Annotated in this window: 13 protein-coding genes; 4 read left to right on the forward strand and 9 right to left on the reverse strand. The window is 48.5% G+C overall.

What is annotated here, in order from left to right; translation table 11 throughout:
* Window positions 1–142: 142 nt before the first annotated feature.
* Together B067_RS0118995 and B067_RS21540 are read left to right on the forward strand one after the other, a co-directional pair.
* Window positions 143–1,528 carry an APC family permease gene (locus tag B067_RS0118995; RefSeq protein ID WP_019531687.1) on the forward strand — a complete coding sequence of 462 codons (1,386 nt, stop codon included), beginning with the start codon at window positions 143–145 and terminating at the stop codon, window positions 1,526–1,528.
* A gap of 76 nt (window positions 1,529–1,604) precedes the next feature.
* On the forward strand, window positions 1,605–3,977 hold the full coding sequence (locus tag B067_RS21540; RefSeq protein WP_019531688.1) for an aminotransferase class III-fold pyridoxal phosphate-dependent enzyme: 2,373 nt from the start codon (window positions 1,605–1,607) through the stop codon (window positions 3,975–3,977).
* Between the two features lie 82 nt (window positions 3,978–4,059).
* Here B067_RS21540 and B067_RS0119005 read toward each other — a convergent pair whose 3' ends face one another.
* The 3 genes from B067_RS0119005 to B067_RS0119015 all read right to left on the reverse strand — a co-directional run bounded on the left by B067_RS0119005 (window position 4,060) and on the right by B067_RS0119015 (window position 9,127).
* A complete protein-coding gene (locus B067_RS0119005; protein WP_019531689.1) occupies window positions 4,060–4,989 on the reverse strand; it encodes a LysR family transcriptional regulator in 930 nt (309 codons plus the stop codon).
* A gap of 270 nt (window positions 4,990–5,259) precedes the next feature.
* Entirely contained in the window at window positions 5,260–7,182 is a 1,923-nt protein-coding gene (locus tag B067_RS0119010; RefSeq protein ID WP_019531690.1) for a putative bifunctional diguanylate cyclase/phosphodiesterase, read from the reverse strand.
* Window positions 7,183–7,192: 10 nt separating this feature from the next.
* Window positions 7,193–9,127 (reverse strand): CHASE4 domain-containing protein, encoded by a 1,935-nt coding sequence (locus B067_RS0119015; protein WP_083921473.1) that lies wholly within the window; start codon window positions 9,125–9,127, stop codon window positions 7,193–7,195.
* A 298-nt stretch (window positions 9,128–9,425) separates the two neighbouring features.
* On the opposite strand from B067_RS0119015, the gene B067_RS0119025 reads away from it, so the two are divergent.
* Entirely contained in the window at window positions 9,426–10,106 is a 681-nt protein-coding gene (locus tag B067_RS0119025) for a hypothetical protein (protein WP_019531693.1), read from the forward strand.
* A 22-nt stretch (window positions 10,107–10,128) separates the two neighbouring features.
* Here B067_RS0119025 and rarD read toward each other — a convergent pair whose 3' ends face one another.
* The 3 genes from rarD to B067_RS0119040 form a co-directional block, all read right to left on the reverse strand.
* A complete protein-coding gene (gene rarD / locus B067_RS0119030) occupies window positions 10,129–11,031 on the reverse strand; it encodes an EamA family transporter RarD (RefSeq protein WP_019531694.1) in 903 nt (300 codons plus the stop codon).
* A 142-nt stretch (window positions 11,032–11,173) separates the two neighbouring features.
* Entirely contained in the window at window positions 11,174–11,818 is a 645-nt protein-coding gene (locus B067_RS0119035) for a DUF2959 domain-containing protein (protein ID WP_019531695.1), read from the reverse strand.
* Between the two features lie 4 nt (window positions 11,819–11,822).
* Complete coding sequence (locus B067_RS0119040; protein ID WP_026244793.1) at window positions 11,823–12,020, reverse strand: YqaE/Pmp3 family membrane protein; 198 nt, start codon at window positions 12,018–12,020, stop codon at window positions 11,823–11,825.
* Window positions 12,021–12,241: 221 nt separating this feature from the next.
* Between B067_RS0119040 and B067_RS0119045 the strand changes: the two genes are divergently transcribed.
* Window positions 12,242–13,042: a sulfurtransferase gene (locus tag B067_RS0119045; RefSeq protein WP_035802801.1), complete on the forward strand. Its 801-nt coding sequence runs from the start codon at window positions 12,242–12,244 to the stop codon at window positions 13,040–13,042.
* Window positions 13,043–13,065: 23 nt separating this feature from the next.
* Here the strand turns inward: B067_RS0119045 and B067_RS0119050 are convergent, their stop codons facing one another.
* The 3 genes from B067_RS0119050 to gorA form a co-directional block, all read right to left on the reverse strand.
* Entirely contained in the window at window positions 13,066–13,731 is a 666-nt protein-coding gene (locus tag B067_RS0119050; protein WP_019531698.1) for a pseudouridine synthase, read from the reverse strand.
* A gap of 75 nt (window positions 13,732–13,806) precedes the next feature.
* Complete coding sequence (locus B067_RS21545) at window positions 13,807–14,193, reverse strand: cereblon family protein (RefSeq protein WP_019531699.1); 387 nt, start codon at window positions 14,191–14,193, stop codon at window positions 13,807–13,809.
* Between the two features lie 455 nt (window positions 14,194–14,648).
* A complete protein-coding gene (gene gorA, locus B067_RS0119060; RefSeq protein WP_019531700.1) occupies window positions 14,649–16,016 on the reverse strand; it encodes a glutathione-disulfide reductase in 1,368 nt (455 codons plus the stop codon).
* Window positions 16,017–16,095: the final 79 nt, after the last annotated feature.

The raw sequence follows: 16,095 nt of genomic DNA on the forward strand, positions 1-16,095 counted from the left end.
CGCTAGCTCAATAAGCCTTGCCCCTAGCTGAACCTAGGTTCTATACACCGAAACCTAGATATTTCCCCCGCGCCCTATAATGGCCGCCTTCGATATTGCTAGCTTTAGCCGTATCTTCGCCAGCTAGCTATAGGGCTAATAAATGGACAGTGTTATTCACCATATAAAATCATTGAGGTTGAGAGACCTTACCCTTTTCACCGTCTCCGCGATTTTACTGCTAGATACTCTAGCCGCTGCTGCCGCGGTGGGCGCGTCCAGTATTTTTTGGTGGCTATTTCTAGGGATTATTTTTTTTATACCCTTTGGTTTGATCAGTGCCGAGATGGGGACCACCTATCCCGAGCAGGGCGGCATTTACGCCTGGGTGCGTGATAGCTTTGGTGGCCGCTGGGCCTCTAGGGCAACCTGGGGCTATTGGGTGAATACGGCATTATGGAATCCCGCCATTTTTATTTTGTTTGCGGCGGTGTTTAGTCAATTATTTATCCCCGACCTAGCACTTAAATGGCAAATTGTCCTGGGCATAGCCCTGTCTTGGATTGCGGTAGCCATTAATATTATTACCCTAGAAGTGGGTAAGTGGATTCCTAATATAGGTGCCATTTTAAAAGTGGTTATTTTTATTGCGGTGATAGTGGGTGGGCTTGCCTATAGCCAAGATCACGGCATGGCTAATCAAATAACGTTTGAAACCCTAAAGCCTAACTGGGGAGAGGGTATGCAATATATCCCCGTGATTATATATGGCATGTTAGGTTTTGAGTTGATGTGTGCTGGCAGTGACGAGATACACGAGCCTGCCAAAAATGTGCCAAAGGCGGTTTTATTTTCAGGCTTAATTATTATCAGCCTCTACACCTTGGGCACGGCTGCCATTTTGGTGGCTATACCAGCGCAGGAAATCAACCTTGTTGAAGGTTTGATGAATACCCTGTATTTATTTTTTGGTGGCTCTGTCTGGGGCGATGCTTTCGCTTTGTGCTTGGGTGTTGCTGCGCTATTTACCTTCTTTTCTAACGGCGTGACTTGGTCGCTGGGTTGCAATCGTGCAATAGCGGAGGCGGCTAATGAAGGTGAGTTTCCGGCTTTCTTGGGTTATGAGCATAAGGTATTGGGCACGCCAGTAGGTGCGGCTATTACCATGGGTTGTGTCAGTACCTGCGTGCTAGTGCTTTACGGCTTGATGGCGGGTAGCAGTGAAGATTTATTCTGGTCGCTGTTTTCTTTTAGTGCCGTAATCGCGCTATTACCTTATATAGGCATGATGCTCGCTTTTATAAAAATGCGGGTGAGTGACGGTGACCGCCCTAGGCCGTTTAAAGTTGCAGGCGGCATGGCAATAGCCGGCCTTTGCGCCTGTTCTTGTATCTTCGTGTTGTGCCTATCCATAGTGTTGTTTATTTATACCCCCAACGAGGGCATGCAGTGGGCGGTATTTATTGGCGCTATTGCGGTGCTTATCATAGGCGAAATTGTTATACGTAGCGCCGAAACCCGTGTCGTTAAGCCTATAAATGCTTGTTAAAATAAATATTACTTTCAATAAATGATCCAATACTACTGCCCAACAATTGGTCTTGTTGTAAATAGAGGTAACAGTAATGAATGAATTAAATAGCGATAACCGTATCTTAAAGCGTAGTACGCCAAGCTTTTCTATGGATGAAGTGCTTGCTATCGCCCAAAAACATTTTGCACTGAGTGGCGTTTTTAAAGAAGTTGCCAGCGAGCGCGATCAAGGTTTTATAGTCGCCACAGAAAGTGATGAAAAATTCATATTAAAGATTTCAAATTCACAGGATGACTTTGGTGTTATAGACTTTCAAACGCAAGTGTTAAGGCATGTAGAGCAGCAGGCCCCTAACTTACCCATTCCTCGTGTCATACTTAGCCAGAGCGGAGCTTGCGAAGAAATAATAAAAGGTAAGAATGGCGAAAAACACGTGGTGCGCTTGCTAACTTTTTTACCGGGAGTCATGGTAAGAGACCGCCCTGAGCTTAATAGCAAGGCGCTGCGGCGTGATGTGGGTGCTACTGTAGCCAAACTTGATAAGGCCTTGCGTGGTTTTTTTCATCCCCATGCTAAAAACGTTCACCCCTGGGATGTGATGAACTTTATGGTTCATCGTCCGCATACCGATAGTATTAGCAACGCCGATATTAGAGCAAAAGTCGAAACTGTATTTGATTATGTTAATAAAACGGTGACGCCAAAATTAACACAATTGCGCCACCAAGTTGTGCACCAAGATGCCCATGGTGGCAATGTGTTGTTAAATCCTGAAAACCCTAATTGCGTCGCAGGATTAATTGATTTTGGCGATATGTTGTATTCGCCATTAATCATGGAATTGGTTGTAGCTTGCAGCATGATGATGGAGCAGGTCGAAGACCCCGTTAGCAATATGTGTGACATTGTAGTGGGCTACGATAGAGAGCTGGCGTTAGAAGAAGAAGAAATAGACTTACTTTACGATCTTATTTTAGTGCGCGTGTGTATTTATATTACTCTGTGTGCCTGGCGCTCTGCGGAGCATCCTGAGCAAGAGCCCTATGTTAAAAATATAGAATTATACTGGGCTCTATTAGATAAATTATTAAACCAAGGGCGGCATACGGTTAGCTCACGTTTCAGAACGGCCTGTCGATTTCCAGCCTACAGCCCTGCTATAGGTGAACAAGAGAGCGTCAATGAAAGCGCTGAGCAGGAGTTGTTGCAGCAGCGTCATCGGTTACTAGGTGAACAAACCTGGCATTTTTACCAGCGGCCTTTACACGTTGAGCGGGCGCTGGGGCCATGGCTATATGGCGTAGACGGTAAAGCCTATTTAGATTTATATAATAACGTGCCACAGGTGGGCCATTGCCACCCGCATGTGGTTAGGGCGATTAGTCGGCAGGCAAAAGTGCTTAATACTAATACCCGTTATTTGTATCGCAGTGTGCTGGATTATGCCGAACGCTTAACCAGCTTAATGCCTGATCACTTGAATGCCTGTATCTTTTTTAACTCTGGCAGCGAAGCCAATGACATAGCCTTGCAAATGTCACGTTTGATTAGCGGCAATGATGGCGCGATTGTGGTTGAAGATGCCTATCACGGTATTAGCGAAACCATTAGAGATTTATCGCCTAAAAGCCGACCGCAAACCGCAAACCATATCGCCACTTTAGGTGTGCCATGCAGTTATCGTGGCCCCCATGCTGGTAAAGAAAATAGCGCCGAGTTGTATGCACAAGATGCCGATGCTGCCATCGCTCAATTGCAGAGTAAAGGCATCAAGCCCGCCTGCTTTATGGTGGATACTGCGTATTGCTCTAGCGGGGTGATAGATGTTCCTGAAGGTTACTTGGCACTGGTAGAACAAAAGGTACGCGCCGCAGGCGGTTTGATAGTCGCCGATGAGGTGCAGGCAGGCTTCGGCCGTTTAGGGCAAATGTGGGGGCACGAGGCGCGCGGCTTAAAAGCGGATATCGTGACCATGGGCAAGCCGGTTGGCAATGGCCATCCCTTAGGCGTGTTGGTAACCAGCAAGGCGATTTTAAATCGTTTTATTGAAGCAACTGCGATGTTTAGTACCTTTGGTGGTAACCCCGTGTCTTGTGCGGCGGGCATGGCGGTGTTGGATGTTATTGAAGATGAAGATCTTATTAATAACGCCAATCAAACCGGTGACTATTTGCGGGAGCAATTGCGGCAGTTGGCCACCAGCCAACCGTTGATAGGCGATGTGCGTGGCCAGGGCATGCTGGCATCGGTGGAGTTTGTGACTGATCGTGTGACTAAGGCGCCAGCCCGTGAGCAAACCTTTGCGCTACTAGAGTTGATGCGAGAGCAGGGTGTGTTGATTGGCAGCTCTGGACCTTTGCGTAATAGCTTAAAGTTGCGGCCGTCTTTGGTGTTTAGCAAACCGCAGGTGGATATTTTTATACAGGCCTTGGATAGCTGTTTGAGCCAGCTTGGCGCTGCGTAATAAACTTGGTTACAAGTTGTCATCTTTATTAACAGAGTGAGTGAAGATGACGCTTACTGCGTACTGGCAAACTTTTTTCTGGTTAAGAATGTTTATTAAGCACTTTATTGACCGCTGTAATAAACCTATCCCGTGCAGGGTTACAGGTTTGGCTTTTATTAGTGATGATATAGACGTCGTTGCAGGTGCTCATAGTCTCTGGCATTAGCGCGCGCATTTTTTGCGTTTGCGTCCAATGCTTGGCCATATGGCTGGGTAAAAATCCTAGGTATTGGCCACTAAGAATCATGGCGGCTCGCATATCGAGGTTACTGGCTGAGGCGGTCATGCGGCAATCGTCTAATAGCGCTTCTAGCGTTGCATCACGTAAGGTCACTATACGAATAAATTCGTAATGCTTTAATGTTGCTAGCGATAACTCTTCGCAATCGGCAGAAAATAACGGATGTTTATCCCCGCAATATAAAAATAAATCTTCTTTATAAAGTGGCAGGCAGTTCAACGCTGCGGACTGGCGCGGTAACACATCAATGCCTAGGTCTGCTTGGCCGCTCAGCACCGCTTGGGCAACTTCATTCGGGCCGCTGCCGACTATATTAATATAAATATTGGGTTCAGCTTGGTGAAAGTTGGCAATCACTTCAGAGATATCTAATTGGTGATCCCATACCGCATTATCGGCAAGGTGAAGATTAAGCTTACCGGTGAGTTGTGATTGCGCCTCGTGGGTCTGCTGTCGAAACAGCTCTATATTAGCGATCAGCTGCTTGGCTGCCGCATAGATAGACTTACCCTGCTCGGTCAGTGAAAAACCACTAGGCCCGCGGTGGCATAAGGTCATACCTAGCCGTTGCTCTAAGGACGATAAGTCCATGCTTATAGCGGACTTGCCTTTGTTTAGCCTTAATTCTGCTGCAGTAATACCACCACATTCAACCACGGTTTTAAAAACGGTGATTTGTCGCAGCTCTACGTCAGAAATATTTTCTGTATTAATGGGTGATTTAGTCATGGTTTTATTTTAACAGTAAGCCCAGTGCGTTAATAAGCTTTGTTTTCAAACTTGTGTAGATCGCTAACAAAAGTTCTGGACAGGTATTTGTGCAGTTAACGTTTTCCTTGCCGCGCGGGGAAGGCAGGGTTTAGTTGAATATTTTTAAAGCCGGAGATAAAAAACCGGAATATTTTTTTAAACGTATTAGTTAAGCTTGTGGGGTATAGGCACTGCGAGTGCTAGCTTATAGCGGCTCATAACTCACAGTGCTGTTTGTCAATAATGTTATTAGGGCTGGTCGTTGCTATCATTAGCCGCCGAGCTATTGAGCAGCAGAAAATCACTAACGCATTGTGCGGGCAGTGGCCGGCTTAATAAAAAACCCTGCACATCATCACAACGCTGTGTTTTAAGCATATTCAGCTGGCCTTCGGTTTCTACCCCTTCGGCGGTGACGGACATGTTTAGGCTTTCCGCCATGGCGATAATAGCGGTGACTATAGCTTGGTCTTCTGTGTCTACATGCGCTGCAGAAATAAAGGCGCGGTCGATTTTTAGCTTGTCTATAGGGAAACGTTTGAGATAGGCCAAGTTGGAGTAGCCGGTGCCAAAGTCATCTATGGCCAGCTTAACCCCTAAAGCCTTCAAGGCGTTTAAGGTGGTGAAGGCTTGGTCGCCGTCTTTCATTAATACACTTTCGGTAATTTCTAACTCCAGTGCTGCAGGCTCCAGCCCAGTTTCTTGTAAGACTTGTTGTACCAGTACCACAAAGCCCGCGTGAGAAAATTGCTTAACCGACACATTCACCGCCACTTGCGGCAAGCGCATACCGGCATCGCGCCAGCTTTTTACTTGCGTGCAGGCGTTGCGCAATACCCATTCCCCTATGCTGTAGATCAGGCCGGTATCTTCGGCGACGCTAATAAATTCTACGGGTGACACTTCGCCTAGTTCGCTGCTATGCCAGCGCAATAGCGCTTCGGCGCCTGACACTTTGGCGCTGCTAACATCTAACTGCGGTTGATAGTGTATAGAGAGTTCGTTGCGCTCTATGGCGCTGCGCAGGCCTTCTTCTAATGCCATATGCCGTAAGGCAGTGGATTTCATGCTGGCCGTGTAAAAGTTAAAAGTATTGCGGCTTTCTTGCTTAGAGGCGTACATGGCCAAGTCGGCACACTTGAGTAAGCTGTCGGCATCCTTGCCATCAGTAGGGTAAACCGCAATACCTATGCTGGAGGTGACGATAAGCTCATGGCCATCGAGGCTGATGGGTTGTTCTAGTGCTTCCAGTACGCGTTTAGCAACGATGGCGGCATGGGTGCCATCGGCGATTTCGCTGAGTAATAGGGAAAACTCATCGCCGCCCATACGGGCTAAATGTTTATTGTCTAGGCTGTTGCTGTGCTTACTGGTTGTGGGCTTGTTTATGTTTTCGGCTATGGTTTCGTGGACATGGCCTGAAGTGATGGCATCGGTATCGCGTATCGCCAGTAATAAGCGCTTGGAGACTTCATTCAACATAATGTCACCCACGGCATGGCCTAGGGTGTCGTTAACACGTTTAAAATTGTCTAAGTCTAAATATAAAATGGCTAGGCAGCGTTGATTGCGCTCAGCATTTTTAAGGGCGATTTCTAGCCGGTTTTTGAATGAGATGCGATTGTGCAGGCCGGTAATGTCATCGAAGTAGGCCAGTTGCCGCATGCGATCTTCGGCTTGGCGGCGACGGCTTAGGGCGTTGGCGAGCTGGCGTATTTCATGTACATGAAAGGGCTTTTGTACATAGAACAGGCTGTCGGCTGGCGGCACTTGCGCAGAGGTTTCTTCAGGGTCTATATCGGAATAGGCGGTGACTATGACTATGTCTAAACTGGGGTCCAGCTCGCGTATACGGGTGGCGGCCCAAGCACCGTCGGGGCCCGGAGGCATACGCATATCAAGAAACACCAACGAAAAGGGCTGGCCAGTTTGTATGGATGTGCGTACGGCTTGCACCGCTTCTTCAGCGCCACTGCATAGCGTCAAATCAAAGCGGGATTTTGTTTTGGCGGCCTTGTTGTTATTGAACAACCGTGCACGCATTTCTTGTAGGTCGTTACTGGGCTCAGGATCATCGGGCTGTAGAATGTTTTTATAGCTTTCACGGATGCTGGCTTCATCGTCGGCGATTAAAATCCGTATGTTGGTTTCGCTGTCGGCCTTGTTACTCATGTAGTGTTCTCTAATTATTGTGTGTTGCTAGCGGCAGCAGCAGGTGCATACAGGCGCCTAGCCCCAGGCCATCGCTGGTGGCGTAGATGCGCCCGCCCATGCCCAAAATCGTATTGGCGCACCAGTGTAGCCCTACACCTGAGCCTCTCAGTTTAGTTGAAAAGCTATTATCAAACAGCTGTTTAATGTGTTCTGGGGCAATACCTAGGCCATTGTCTATAAAGCAGAGGTGTAGAAACTCACTGTCGCTGCTTTCCTGCTCGTCCGCCATTATACGTATCAGGCCGTTATCTGCGGTTTTGCCGCTGGCTTTAATGGACTCTGCAGCATTAATGAGTAGGTTATTGACCACTTGTTGCAGTGCGATACGGCCGGCAAACACCGGCTCTTGTTGTGCTAGGGCTGGGTCTAATGCTATTTGTGTGTAGCGTAGCAAATTGTCGGGCATAAGCTGCACGCTGTCGCGCAATAGTTGGTCTATGGCCAGTGGTTCCAGCAGGCGCTCGGCTCGGCTAAAGCGTTGTTGGTCGGCCAGCACGGATTGCACGTGATCAACTTGGGTGCGCATACTATCCAGCTCTCCGCCGATACGTCTAATCAATGCTATTAACTCTAGGCTGGCTAGCTCTTTAAAGGCTAGCAGGTCTGCGCGTCTGGCCTCAGGCGTTGTCGAGTCGGCGAGTTCACTGGCGGCTATATCCATTTCGGCCAGTGGTGCATCCTGCACGCTTTGCTTGAGCATGGTTAGCTTAATCCCTAGAGGGGTGACAGCGTTGCCTATATTATGTAATACGCCACTGGCCATTTCAGCAATGCCGGCTTGGAAGGATAAGTCTGCCACTCGCTGCTGAGCGTCATTAAGCCGTTTAACCATTAGGTCTAACTCATCGGCCAATAACCCAATCTCATCACTGCGGTTCATATTGAGGGATAGGTTGAGCGTATTGTTGCGCCCCATGTTTATGGCGTGGTTAGTGAGCCGGGTAACGGGGGTAAATACAGTGATGCGCAGCAGCACCAAAATAAAAAACAAAATACTTAAGGCGGCCACGGCCATAGAGATATTGGCTATCATCATGGCCTTATGGCCGCGGGCAGTAATGGTGCGTGGGGTAGAGACCATAAGCTTGAGTGCGGGCTGGCCTTGTATATCCAATAGCGTGGTTGAGCCGATTAGCAGTGTATCGCCCCCTTGCAACTGTATAGCGCTATGCGACAGCTCATTGTTAGAGGAATTTGCCGCCGTTAGTGGCTCGCTGTTATCGGCGGGTTCGGCATAGAGGGTGATACGTGATTGGTTGGCAATGCGGGCTATGGTTTTGCTGTTTAATAGTCGTCCAAAAATTACATTGCCTCTAGCGGGGCCCTCGCCGTTATCCGTCAATATAGGATGGGAGACAAAGAGCATAGCGCCGCTGGGGGTGTTAATAATCCCTTGTATGGGGGCGGTAGCAGAGGCAGGGCTTAACAGCGGGTGGTTGGTGCTGAGTTTTTTAGGTAAAAACAACGTGTAGTCCAATACCTCTTTGTTGCTTAGATTCAGCCCCATCCCCCACACCAGATCGCCATCGAGGCTGTAAAACGCTTCTAGGTTTACACCGATAGACAATACCGCACTGGCATATAAATTGGCGTCTATATAGGCCTGGTTATGGTCAGCCATAAATTGATAGCTATTATCCCAATTGGCCCAGTCAGCTGCTTGCGGCCGTAAGGCGTCTAGCTCACGTCGTATGGCGAGTATGGCGCGCTCAACATTTTTTTGGGCAACCTCTTGCTCTAATTCTTCGAAACTGGGGTACACCACATAGCGCTGGCTAATGTAATTAACACTGGCGAATGTACAAAAAAGTATTAGCAGTAGTGAGACCACTTTACTGCTGAGTGAGGTGCTCACGCTGTTTTTCGGTTTCGTTTCTGGGTGGGGCTTAATCGAGTTAGTCACAACCAGCTCTCAAATATTATGGTGTTTAGTGCTTTTTGGCACTGCCTTAACGGCGTTGTTCGCGAGGCTGATTATTGATATAGCAGCTGCAAGTTTATTAATTATAAGAACAAGCTTAGCTGGGATTGCCTGCAGCTACAATAAACACTGCTGTTTAACGCTGGCAATGCTAATGCCAGCCGTTGATTGAGGCTGGATTATTGGTACTAATAGGTTAAGCGGCCCTACTGTATTCAATACACAGGCATGATAATTGCTGTATATCGCTTATAGACAAAATAATGGCATAGGGTCAATCATGAGCAGTATAGATTTGCTTAACATCGCCGCGATCAGCAGCAATACCAGCGCTACCAACAGTAACTCGCAAACCGCCTTAAGTACGGCCGTTGATAGTGCAGCCAAAGCCGCTAGTGCAGTGCTTACCGATGTAGCTGCAGAGGGCGAGGGTAATGCCGAAACGGTGCAAATCTCTAGCCGAGCGCAGAAGATACAAAAACTGAATGAAGAGTTTTTTTCTGACGGCCCCCGTGCGATCAAAATAACCCCAGCATTAATCGACCGCCTTGCCGAGTATGGCTTGATTACGCAGCAAGAGGCTAACAAGCTAGGGACGGGGCTGGCAACCGATAGTGGGGAAAATAATTCCGCGGTGGCAGAGCTTTCAAGCTTTATCGATAGCTATGTAGCCAGTGTCGAACAGCTGGACCCGGAACACGGCATTATTGACACCCTGCGACAAGCACAAAGTGTGTTAGACAATTTTAATTTACCCACCGCCAACAGCCGCAACATAGACATTCCGCAAGTGGTAGAGCAGTTGCAAAGCCACATGGATGAAGTCGCCGCAGCACTACCGCAAAGAGATCAGCAATCCTTTAGTCAGTTGTTATTAGCACTAGGGGTGGCGAATGTGTTAACCCCCGGCGTCAATTCGACTACCCAGATCGATAAGTATTTAGCGGTTTCTGAATTGTAGATTGGCAGTGTTTATAGATGCTTTATTTATACTGCTTGTAGCGACGGCGTTCACGCACTAGATGTTTAACGCCGCTAAGGCTGAGTGTGATTAGCGCCAGCAGTATGAGTATATAAGTGAGGTATTCGCCGGGATGTATGCTCTCGTTTAAAAAGCCTATACCTACCAGCATAATCAGCGGCGGCTCTAAATAACCCAGTAGGCCAAACAGCGCTACGGGTAGCAGGCGGCTAGCATATAGCATGCACAACATACCCAACGAGCCTAAAATCCCCAGCCCTAAAAATACAGCCAGCTCTTGCCAGCTATAAGCAAAGGGGTGGGCCACCTGACCATAGTATTGGCTGGCCCACCAAGCTATGGGTAGCAGCAATAGGTTTTCGATAAAAAAAGCACTCATTACCGGCAGCGATTGCTTGCGGCGTAAAATAAAATACAGCGGATAACCCAAGGCAATGACTAACGCCACCCAAGAAAAACTGCCGGTATACCAAAGGTTGTAGGCTATCGCTAGGCTGGCAAATACCGTGGCCAAACTTTGCGCAAGGTTTAGCCTTTCGCCATAGAGCACACGCCCCACCAACACCAAAGTGAGTGGCAATAAAAAATAGCCTAAGGATACACCCAAGGTTTCATTATTGAGTGGTGCCCATGAAAAAATAAACCATTGCATGCCTACTAAGAGTGAGCCGCAGATTAGCCCCGGCCAATTGCTTAGAATGGTTAAGGGTTTAAGGCTGTTGAGTAACTGCTTATTAAATAACAGCACGCAGCTAATAAACAGACAGGTCCAAATAATACGCTGGCCGGCAGCGACATAGCCGGAACTGGAAGGCAGCCACTGTAAATATAGCGGCATTAACGCAAATAACAGCGAGGCGCCTATGGAGCTGGCGAGCCCTTTGGATGGAATAGCGTTAGTCATATGAATACATCGAGTAGTGATAAGCCGCTATTAGCACAGCAGCTTAAGCTAGCCCCTTAGTTTTGGGTGGTTAAGGCGCTAGCTTAGTAGGCAAATAAGGTGAGAAGTCGTTGTAAGTAATAACGGCAGTCTAGCATAGCGCTTAACTGCCAGCTTTGAGTTCTTTAATAAACTTGTTGGACTCTTGTATGGCTTTTTCCATGGTATTGATTAGCGCGCTAACATCACGGTTAACCGAACTCAGTTCGCCCTTGAGTGAGCTAATGGCGCGGGCATTGAGGTTATGTTTTAGGTAGAGGCTGTTATCGCGCAGGGTATTGAGCACCGGTGTGATGGCGCTTTCTGCTTTGCGCATGGCTTTTAGCAGGCGGCTATAACGCTGCTGGGTTGCTTTAAGCTGTGCAGCGCTGCTGCGCCTAAGGTTGCTATTGGTATATTGCTCCAGCTCATCCTGCCACTCATCAAACAGGGCATTGGCTACCGAGTCTACTTTTTCTATGCGTTTGCTAATATTATCGGCGGCATCGGCGCTGTCTTCATAGGCGCTGTTGAGGCGGTTGTACATTTCCTCTAGCTCGCCGCCATCAAAATTCACCACTGCTTTAAATTGCTCTAGGGCGGTTTTGAACTGCTCTTGCCCCTCTTGCTGCGCATCTTGTGCGTCTTCTATGCGGTCTACCAAGATATCGCGCTTGTGCACGCCCAGCTCTTCCATAGCATTAAAGTAGGTGCTTTCGCAGGCGGTGAGGGTAAACAAAAAACTGATAAATAATAGGCGCAGCAGCATGGAATTAACCTTTGTTGTTAATGGCATCAACAATTTTTTGGGTTTGTTTATTGTTGAGGTGGTTGTGCACCACAAATAGCGCATGCACTACGCCAGGTATCCAAAAACAGAGGGTGAGTATGATGTTTAAAATGCCCACCATGGGTTTACCACAAAGAAAGACGGCTACCGGAGGTAGAAGTATAGCGAGTAAATAGCGCATGACTTGATCCTTGGTTTGGTTAATAACGCAGACCTTACTATATACGCCGAATCTCGGCAATCTAAAAGCAGGGTGATTAATAGCCGCTGCCACCCAGCGATGAACGCTTGCCGATTGCTGGGCCCGATGACACCATTGTGGCTAAGGATAATGAGCATAGGCATGGGTTGTTAAAAACGCGCTGTGAGCCTGTAATTAATATAATAGTAGAGGGTATTAGCATGACAAAGTATTTGATTAGCCCCACAGCGTTAGCCGCATTGCCCGGCGAACAGCGGGTGATTATAGATTGCCGCTTTTCCTTGATTGACGTTGAAGCTGGCCGCAATAGCTATCAACAGTCCCATATAGCGGGCGCGCATTATTTGCACTTGGATGAGGATTTATCGGGCACCAAGGCTGCACACGGTGGCCGCCATCCTTTGCCGGATACGCAACAGCTGCAGCATCGTTTACAGCAGCTGGGGCTTAACAATAATCAGTTAGTGGTGATCTACGATGATCAGCGCATGGCCTTTGCTGCCAGGCCGTGGTGGTTGCTGCGGTATTTGGGCCACGAGCAGGTGAAAGTGTTAGAGGGTGGCTATAGCGCTTGGCAGCAGGCGGGTTTGCCCTGCGATAATATGCTGCCAATCAGTACTCAGGGAGATTTTATGGCCAGCCCTAAACCCGAGTGGGTGGTGAGCCGTGAACAGGTGCTAAACCGTGCTGCCGACACGGTGTTAATTGATTCCCGCGAAGCGGCTAGATACCAAGGTTTGGAAGAGCCTATAGATCCTGTTGCTGGCCACATAGAGGGTGCAGTTAATTTCCCCTGGCAATCGGTGACTGATGAGCAGGGTTGTTTTGTTAACGAGCAAGTGCAGCCGCGTTGGCAGCAGTTGTTATCGAGCAAAGAGCTAATGGTGTATTGCGGTTCAGGAGTTACCGCCTGCGTTAATTTATTATCGTTGGCGGAAGCCGGACGGGAAGATGCCAAACTCTATGCCGGTAGTTGGAGTGATTGGTGCTCGTATTTATAAATGCGATTTGAATTATAAATCTTTTAAAAAGGGCAGGGGCTATGGCCCTGAATTAGCTCGCCCGTAAGCGGGTGGTGGAAGTGCAGCGTTTCGGCGTGCAGTAATAGCCGTGGTGACATGGCTCTAGCTTGCTCATGGGCATAAAAATCACAGCCTAGAATAGGATGACCTATTTCGGCTAAGTGTATACGCAGTTGATGGGAGCGGCCGGTGATGGGGGTGAGTAATAGCCGACTGCTATTTTGCTCGGGGTTTCTATTCAATACTTGGTAGTGGGTGAGTGCGGCTTTGCCCTGTTGATGATCTACTTTTTGTAGCGGCCTATTGGGCCAGTCAGTCATTAAGGGTAGCTCTATGCTGCCCTTATCTTGCGCAACCATCCCGAATACTACCGCGATATAGCTTTTCTCTGTTTTTCGTTTTTCAAACTGTAGGCTTAGCTGCCTGTGGCTATCGGCGTTTAGCGCCACCACCATAATTCCCGAGGTATCCATATCTAAACGGTGCACGATTTTAGCGCTAGGATATTGCTGTTGCAGGCGGCTAATCAAGCAGTCTTGGTTGGCTGGGTGGCGACCCGGTACGGATAATAAACCTGCGGGTTTGTTGACCAGTAAGCAGGTTTCATCCTGCCATAGTATTTGGATGTCTTCGGTGCAAGGGGGGGCAATGAAATCGCTACCAGTCATAGGGATAGTGTGTAAGTTCGTTGGGAGGATTGAAAGTGGTTATTACTAATAAGGTGCGCAGTGTAGCACGAAAACTTAGCTCATTTGATCCATTAAGCGGTCGGCTATCAAGCCAAAAAAGAAGCGCTGGCTGTGGCTGCTGCGGCAGTATTGGTAATACCAACCTAGGTGCTCACCGCACTCACTACACAGAGCTAGCTGCCATTGGTAGCCAGCAAACCAACTATGTTCCTCTGTGTAGCGGCCGCGAATGCTGCAACCGTGGGCATTGGTAAAACAGCGTAAATGGTAGGTGATACCGACAGGGTTGGTAAAACGGTGATGGCTGTTATTACCAATAACAGCTTGCTCGTGTTGGCTGGTAATGGGCGCGTGACAGCTGCGGCAAAACACTAGTGGGCTGCCGCCGTTATCGATGCCTTGTAGCAGGCTATCAAAGTCTATCTCGTTTAGGGTTTTCATGAGAGAGAGTATAGTACAAGGCTGGGTTTATCCTATGGCTGTTTAATACTTTTGTTTTTAAAAGGGTTACCGTTATTTTGCCTATTGCGGGGCGAACTGAGCTGGGTACGGAGTTGTACGACACGCCGTGAATACATCCCTGTAGGCTCGGCGCCAGCATCCCTGCTGGCGACGGCCATACAACTCCGTACCCAACTCATTTCTTAGCATTGAGTGCTGGGTGCTAAAGAGGTTTTTCGGTTTATTGTCGAAGTGGGTTGTTTAAGATTCGGGGTATCTTTATTCAGGACAGTCGCTGGCATGGATGCCAGCGACTGTCCTAGACTCTGCCCCGTGAGTGCTCTGGGTAGAGCCTGCCCCATGAGCGTAGCGAGTGCTTTGGGTGCAGGGATTTATTCACGGCGTGTCTTGCTAGTAGTTGCCTTGCTCCTGTATTAGCACGGCCAGTTATATATTTAAGCGCGAGGGCTACGCATAGTCACAAACTCTTCCGCAGCAGTGGGGTGTATGCCTATAGTGCTATCAAACTGGGCCTTGGTGGCACCGGCTTTCATCGCTATGGCTATGCCCTGAATAATTTCACCGGCTTCATCGCCCACCATATGTACGCCTACTACTTTGTCGCTAGCTTTATCGACGATGAGCTTCATATAGGTGCGCTCTTGGCGACCGCCCAGGGTGTGCTTCATGGCGCGAAAGTTAGATTCGTAAACAGTAATTTCGCCGTATTTTTCTTTTGCTTTTTGCTCCGATAAACCACAAGTGCCTATGGTGGGTTGGCAAAATACCGCGGTGGCAATATTGTCGTAATCCACCGAGCTAGGCTCGTTGTTGTATAGGGTTTTGGCTAGCGCCATGCCTTCGGCTAAAGCTACAGGTGTGAGCTCCATACCGCCGGTGACATCGCCTAAGGCATAGATGTGATCGGTGCTGGTTTGAAATTGCTCATTCACTTTAATAGTGCCGCTATCGGTTAGCGCAATATCGACATGCTCTAAGCCTAAGTCTTGTAAGTGCGGTTTGCGGCCGGTGGCGTATAAAATAGCATCACAGGCTAGGCTGCTGCCGTCTTCTAGTTGTGCCAGTAGTGAACCGTCGGCTTGTTTTTCTATCGCGCTAATATTGTTGTTGAACTGTAGTTTGACGCCGGACTTGGCAATTTCTTCGGCGGCAAACTGGCGCACGTCTTCATCAAAACCGCGCAAAAATAACGGGCCGCGATACAGCTGGATAGTGTCTGCACCCAAGCCATTAAAAATACAGGCGAACTCTACCGCGATATAGCCACCGCCCACCACGATAACGCGCTTGGGGAAATGCGCTAAGTCAAAGATTTCATTGGAACTAACCGCGAGTTCGCGGCCGGGAATGTCGGGCACAAAAGGCCAGCCGCCAGTGGCGATAACAATGCGCTGGGCGCTGTGTTGTTGGCCGTTGACCTCTACGGTGTGAGCATCCACAAAACGGGCGCGGCCATTCAATACGGTAACGCCAGCATTATCTAGCATGCCATCGTAGATGCCGTTTAAGCGGCTGATTTCGGTTTTTTTGTTATCGCGCAAGGTGGCCCAATTAAAGTTGGGGAGGCTGGCGTCCCAACCAAAACCGCGCGCATCTTCAAAGGCGTGGCTAAATTGTGAGGCGTAGACGTAGAGTTTTTTCGGCACACAGCCTACGTTAACGCAGGTGCCGCCCATGTAACGGTCTTCGGCGACCGCCACTTTGGCGCCGTAACCTGCGGCCATGCGCCCGGCTCTAACGCCGCCGGAACCTGCGCCTATAACAAATAAATCGTAATCGTAGTTGTGGGTAGTTGTGCTCACATGAAATCCTATTGTTGATAGTGTTTGCGTTAGTGGCTGAGGCTAACGATTAGGGTTAGCTGCTAAAACTAGTAATAGC

The organism is Dasania marina DSM 21967 (genome assembly GCF_000373485.1).
GTDB lineage: Bacteria > Pseudomonadota > Gammaproteobacteria > Pseudomonadales > Dasaniaceae > Dasania > Dasania marina.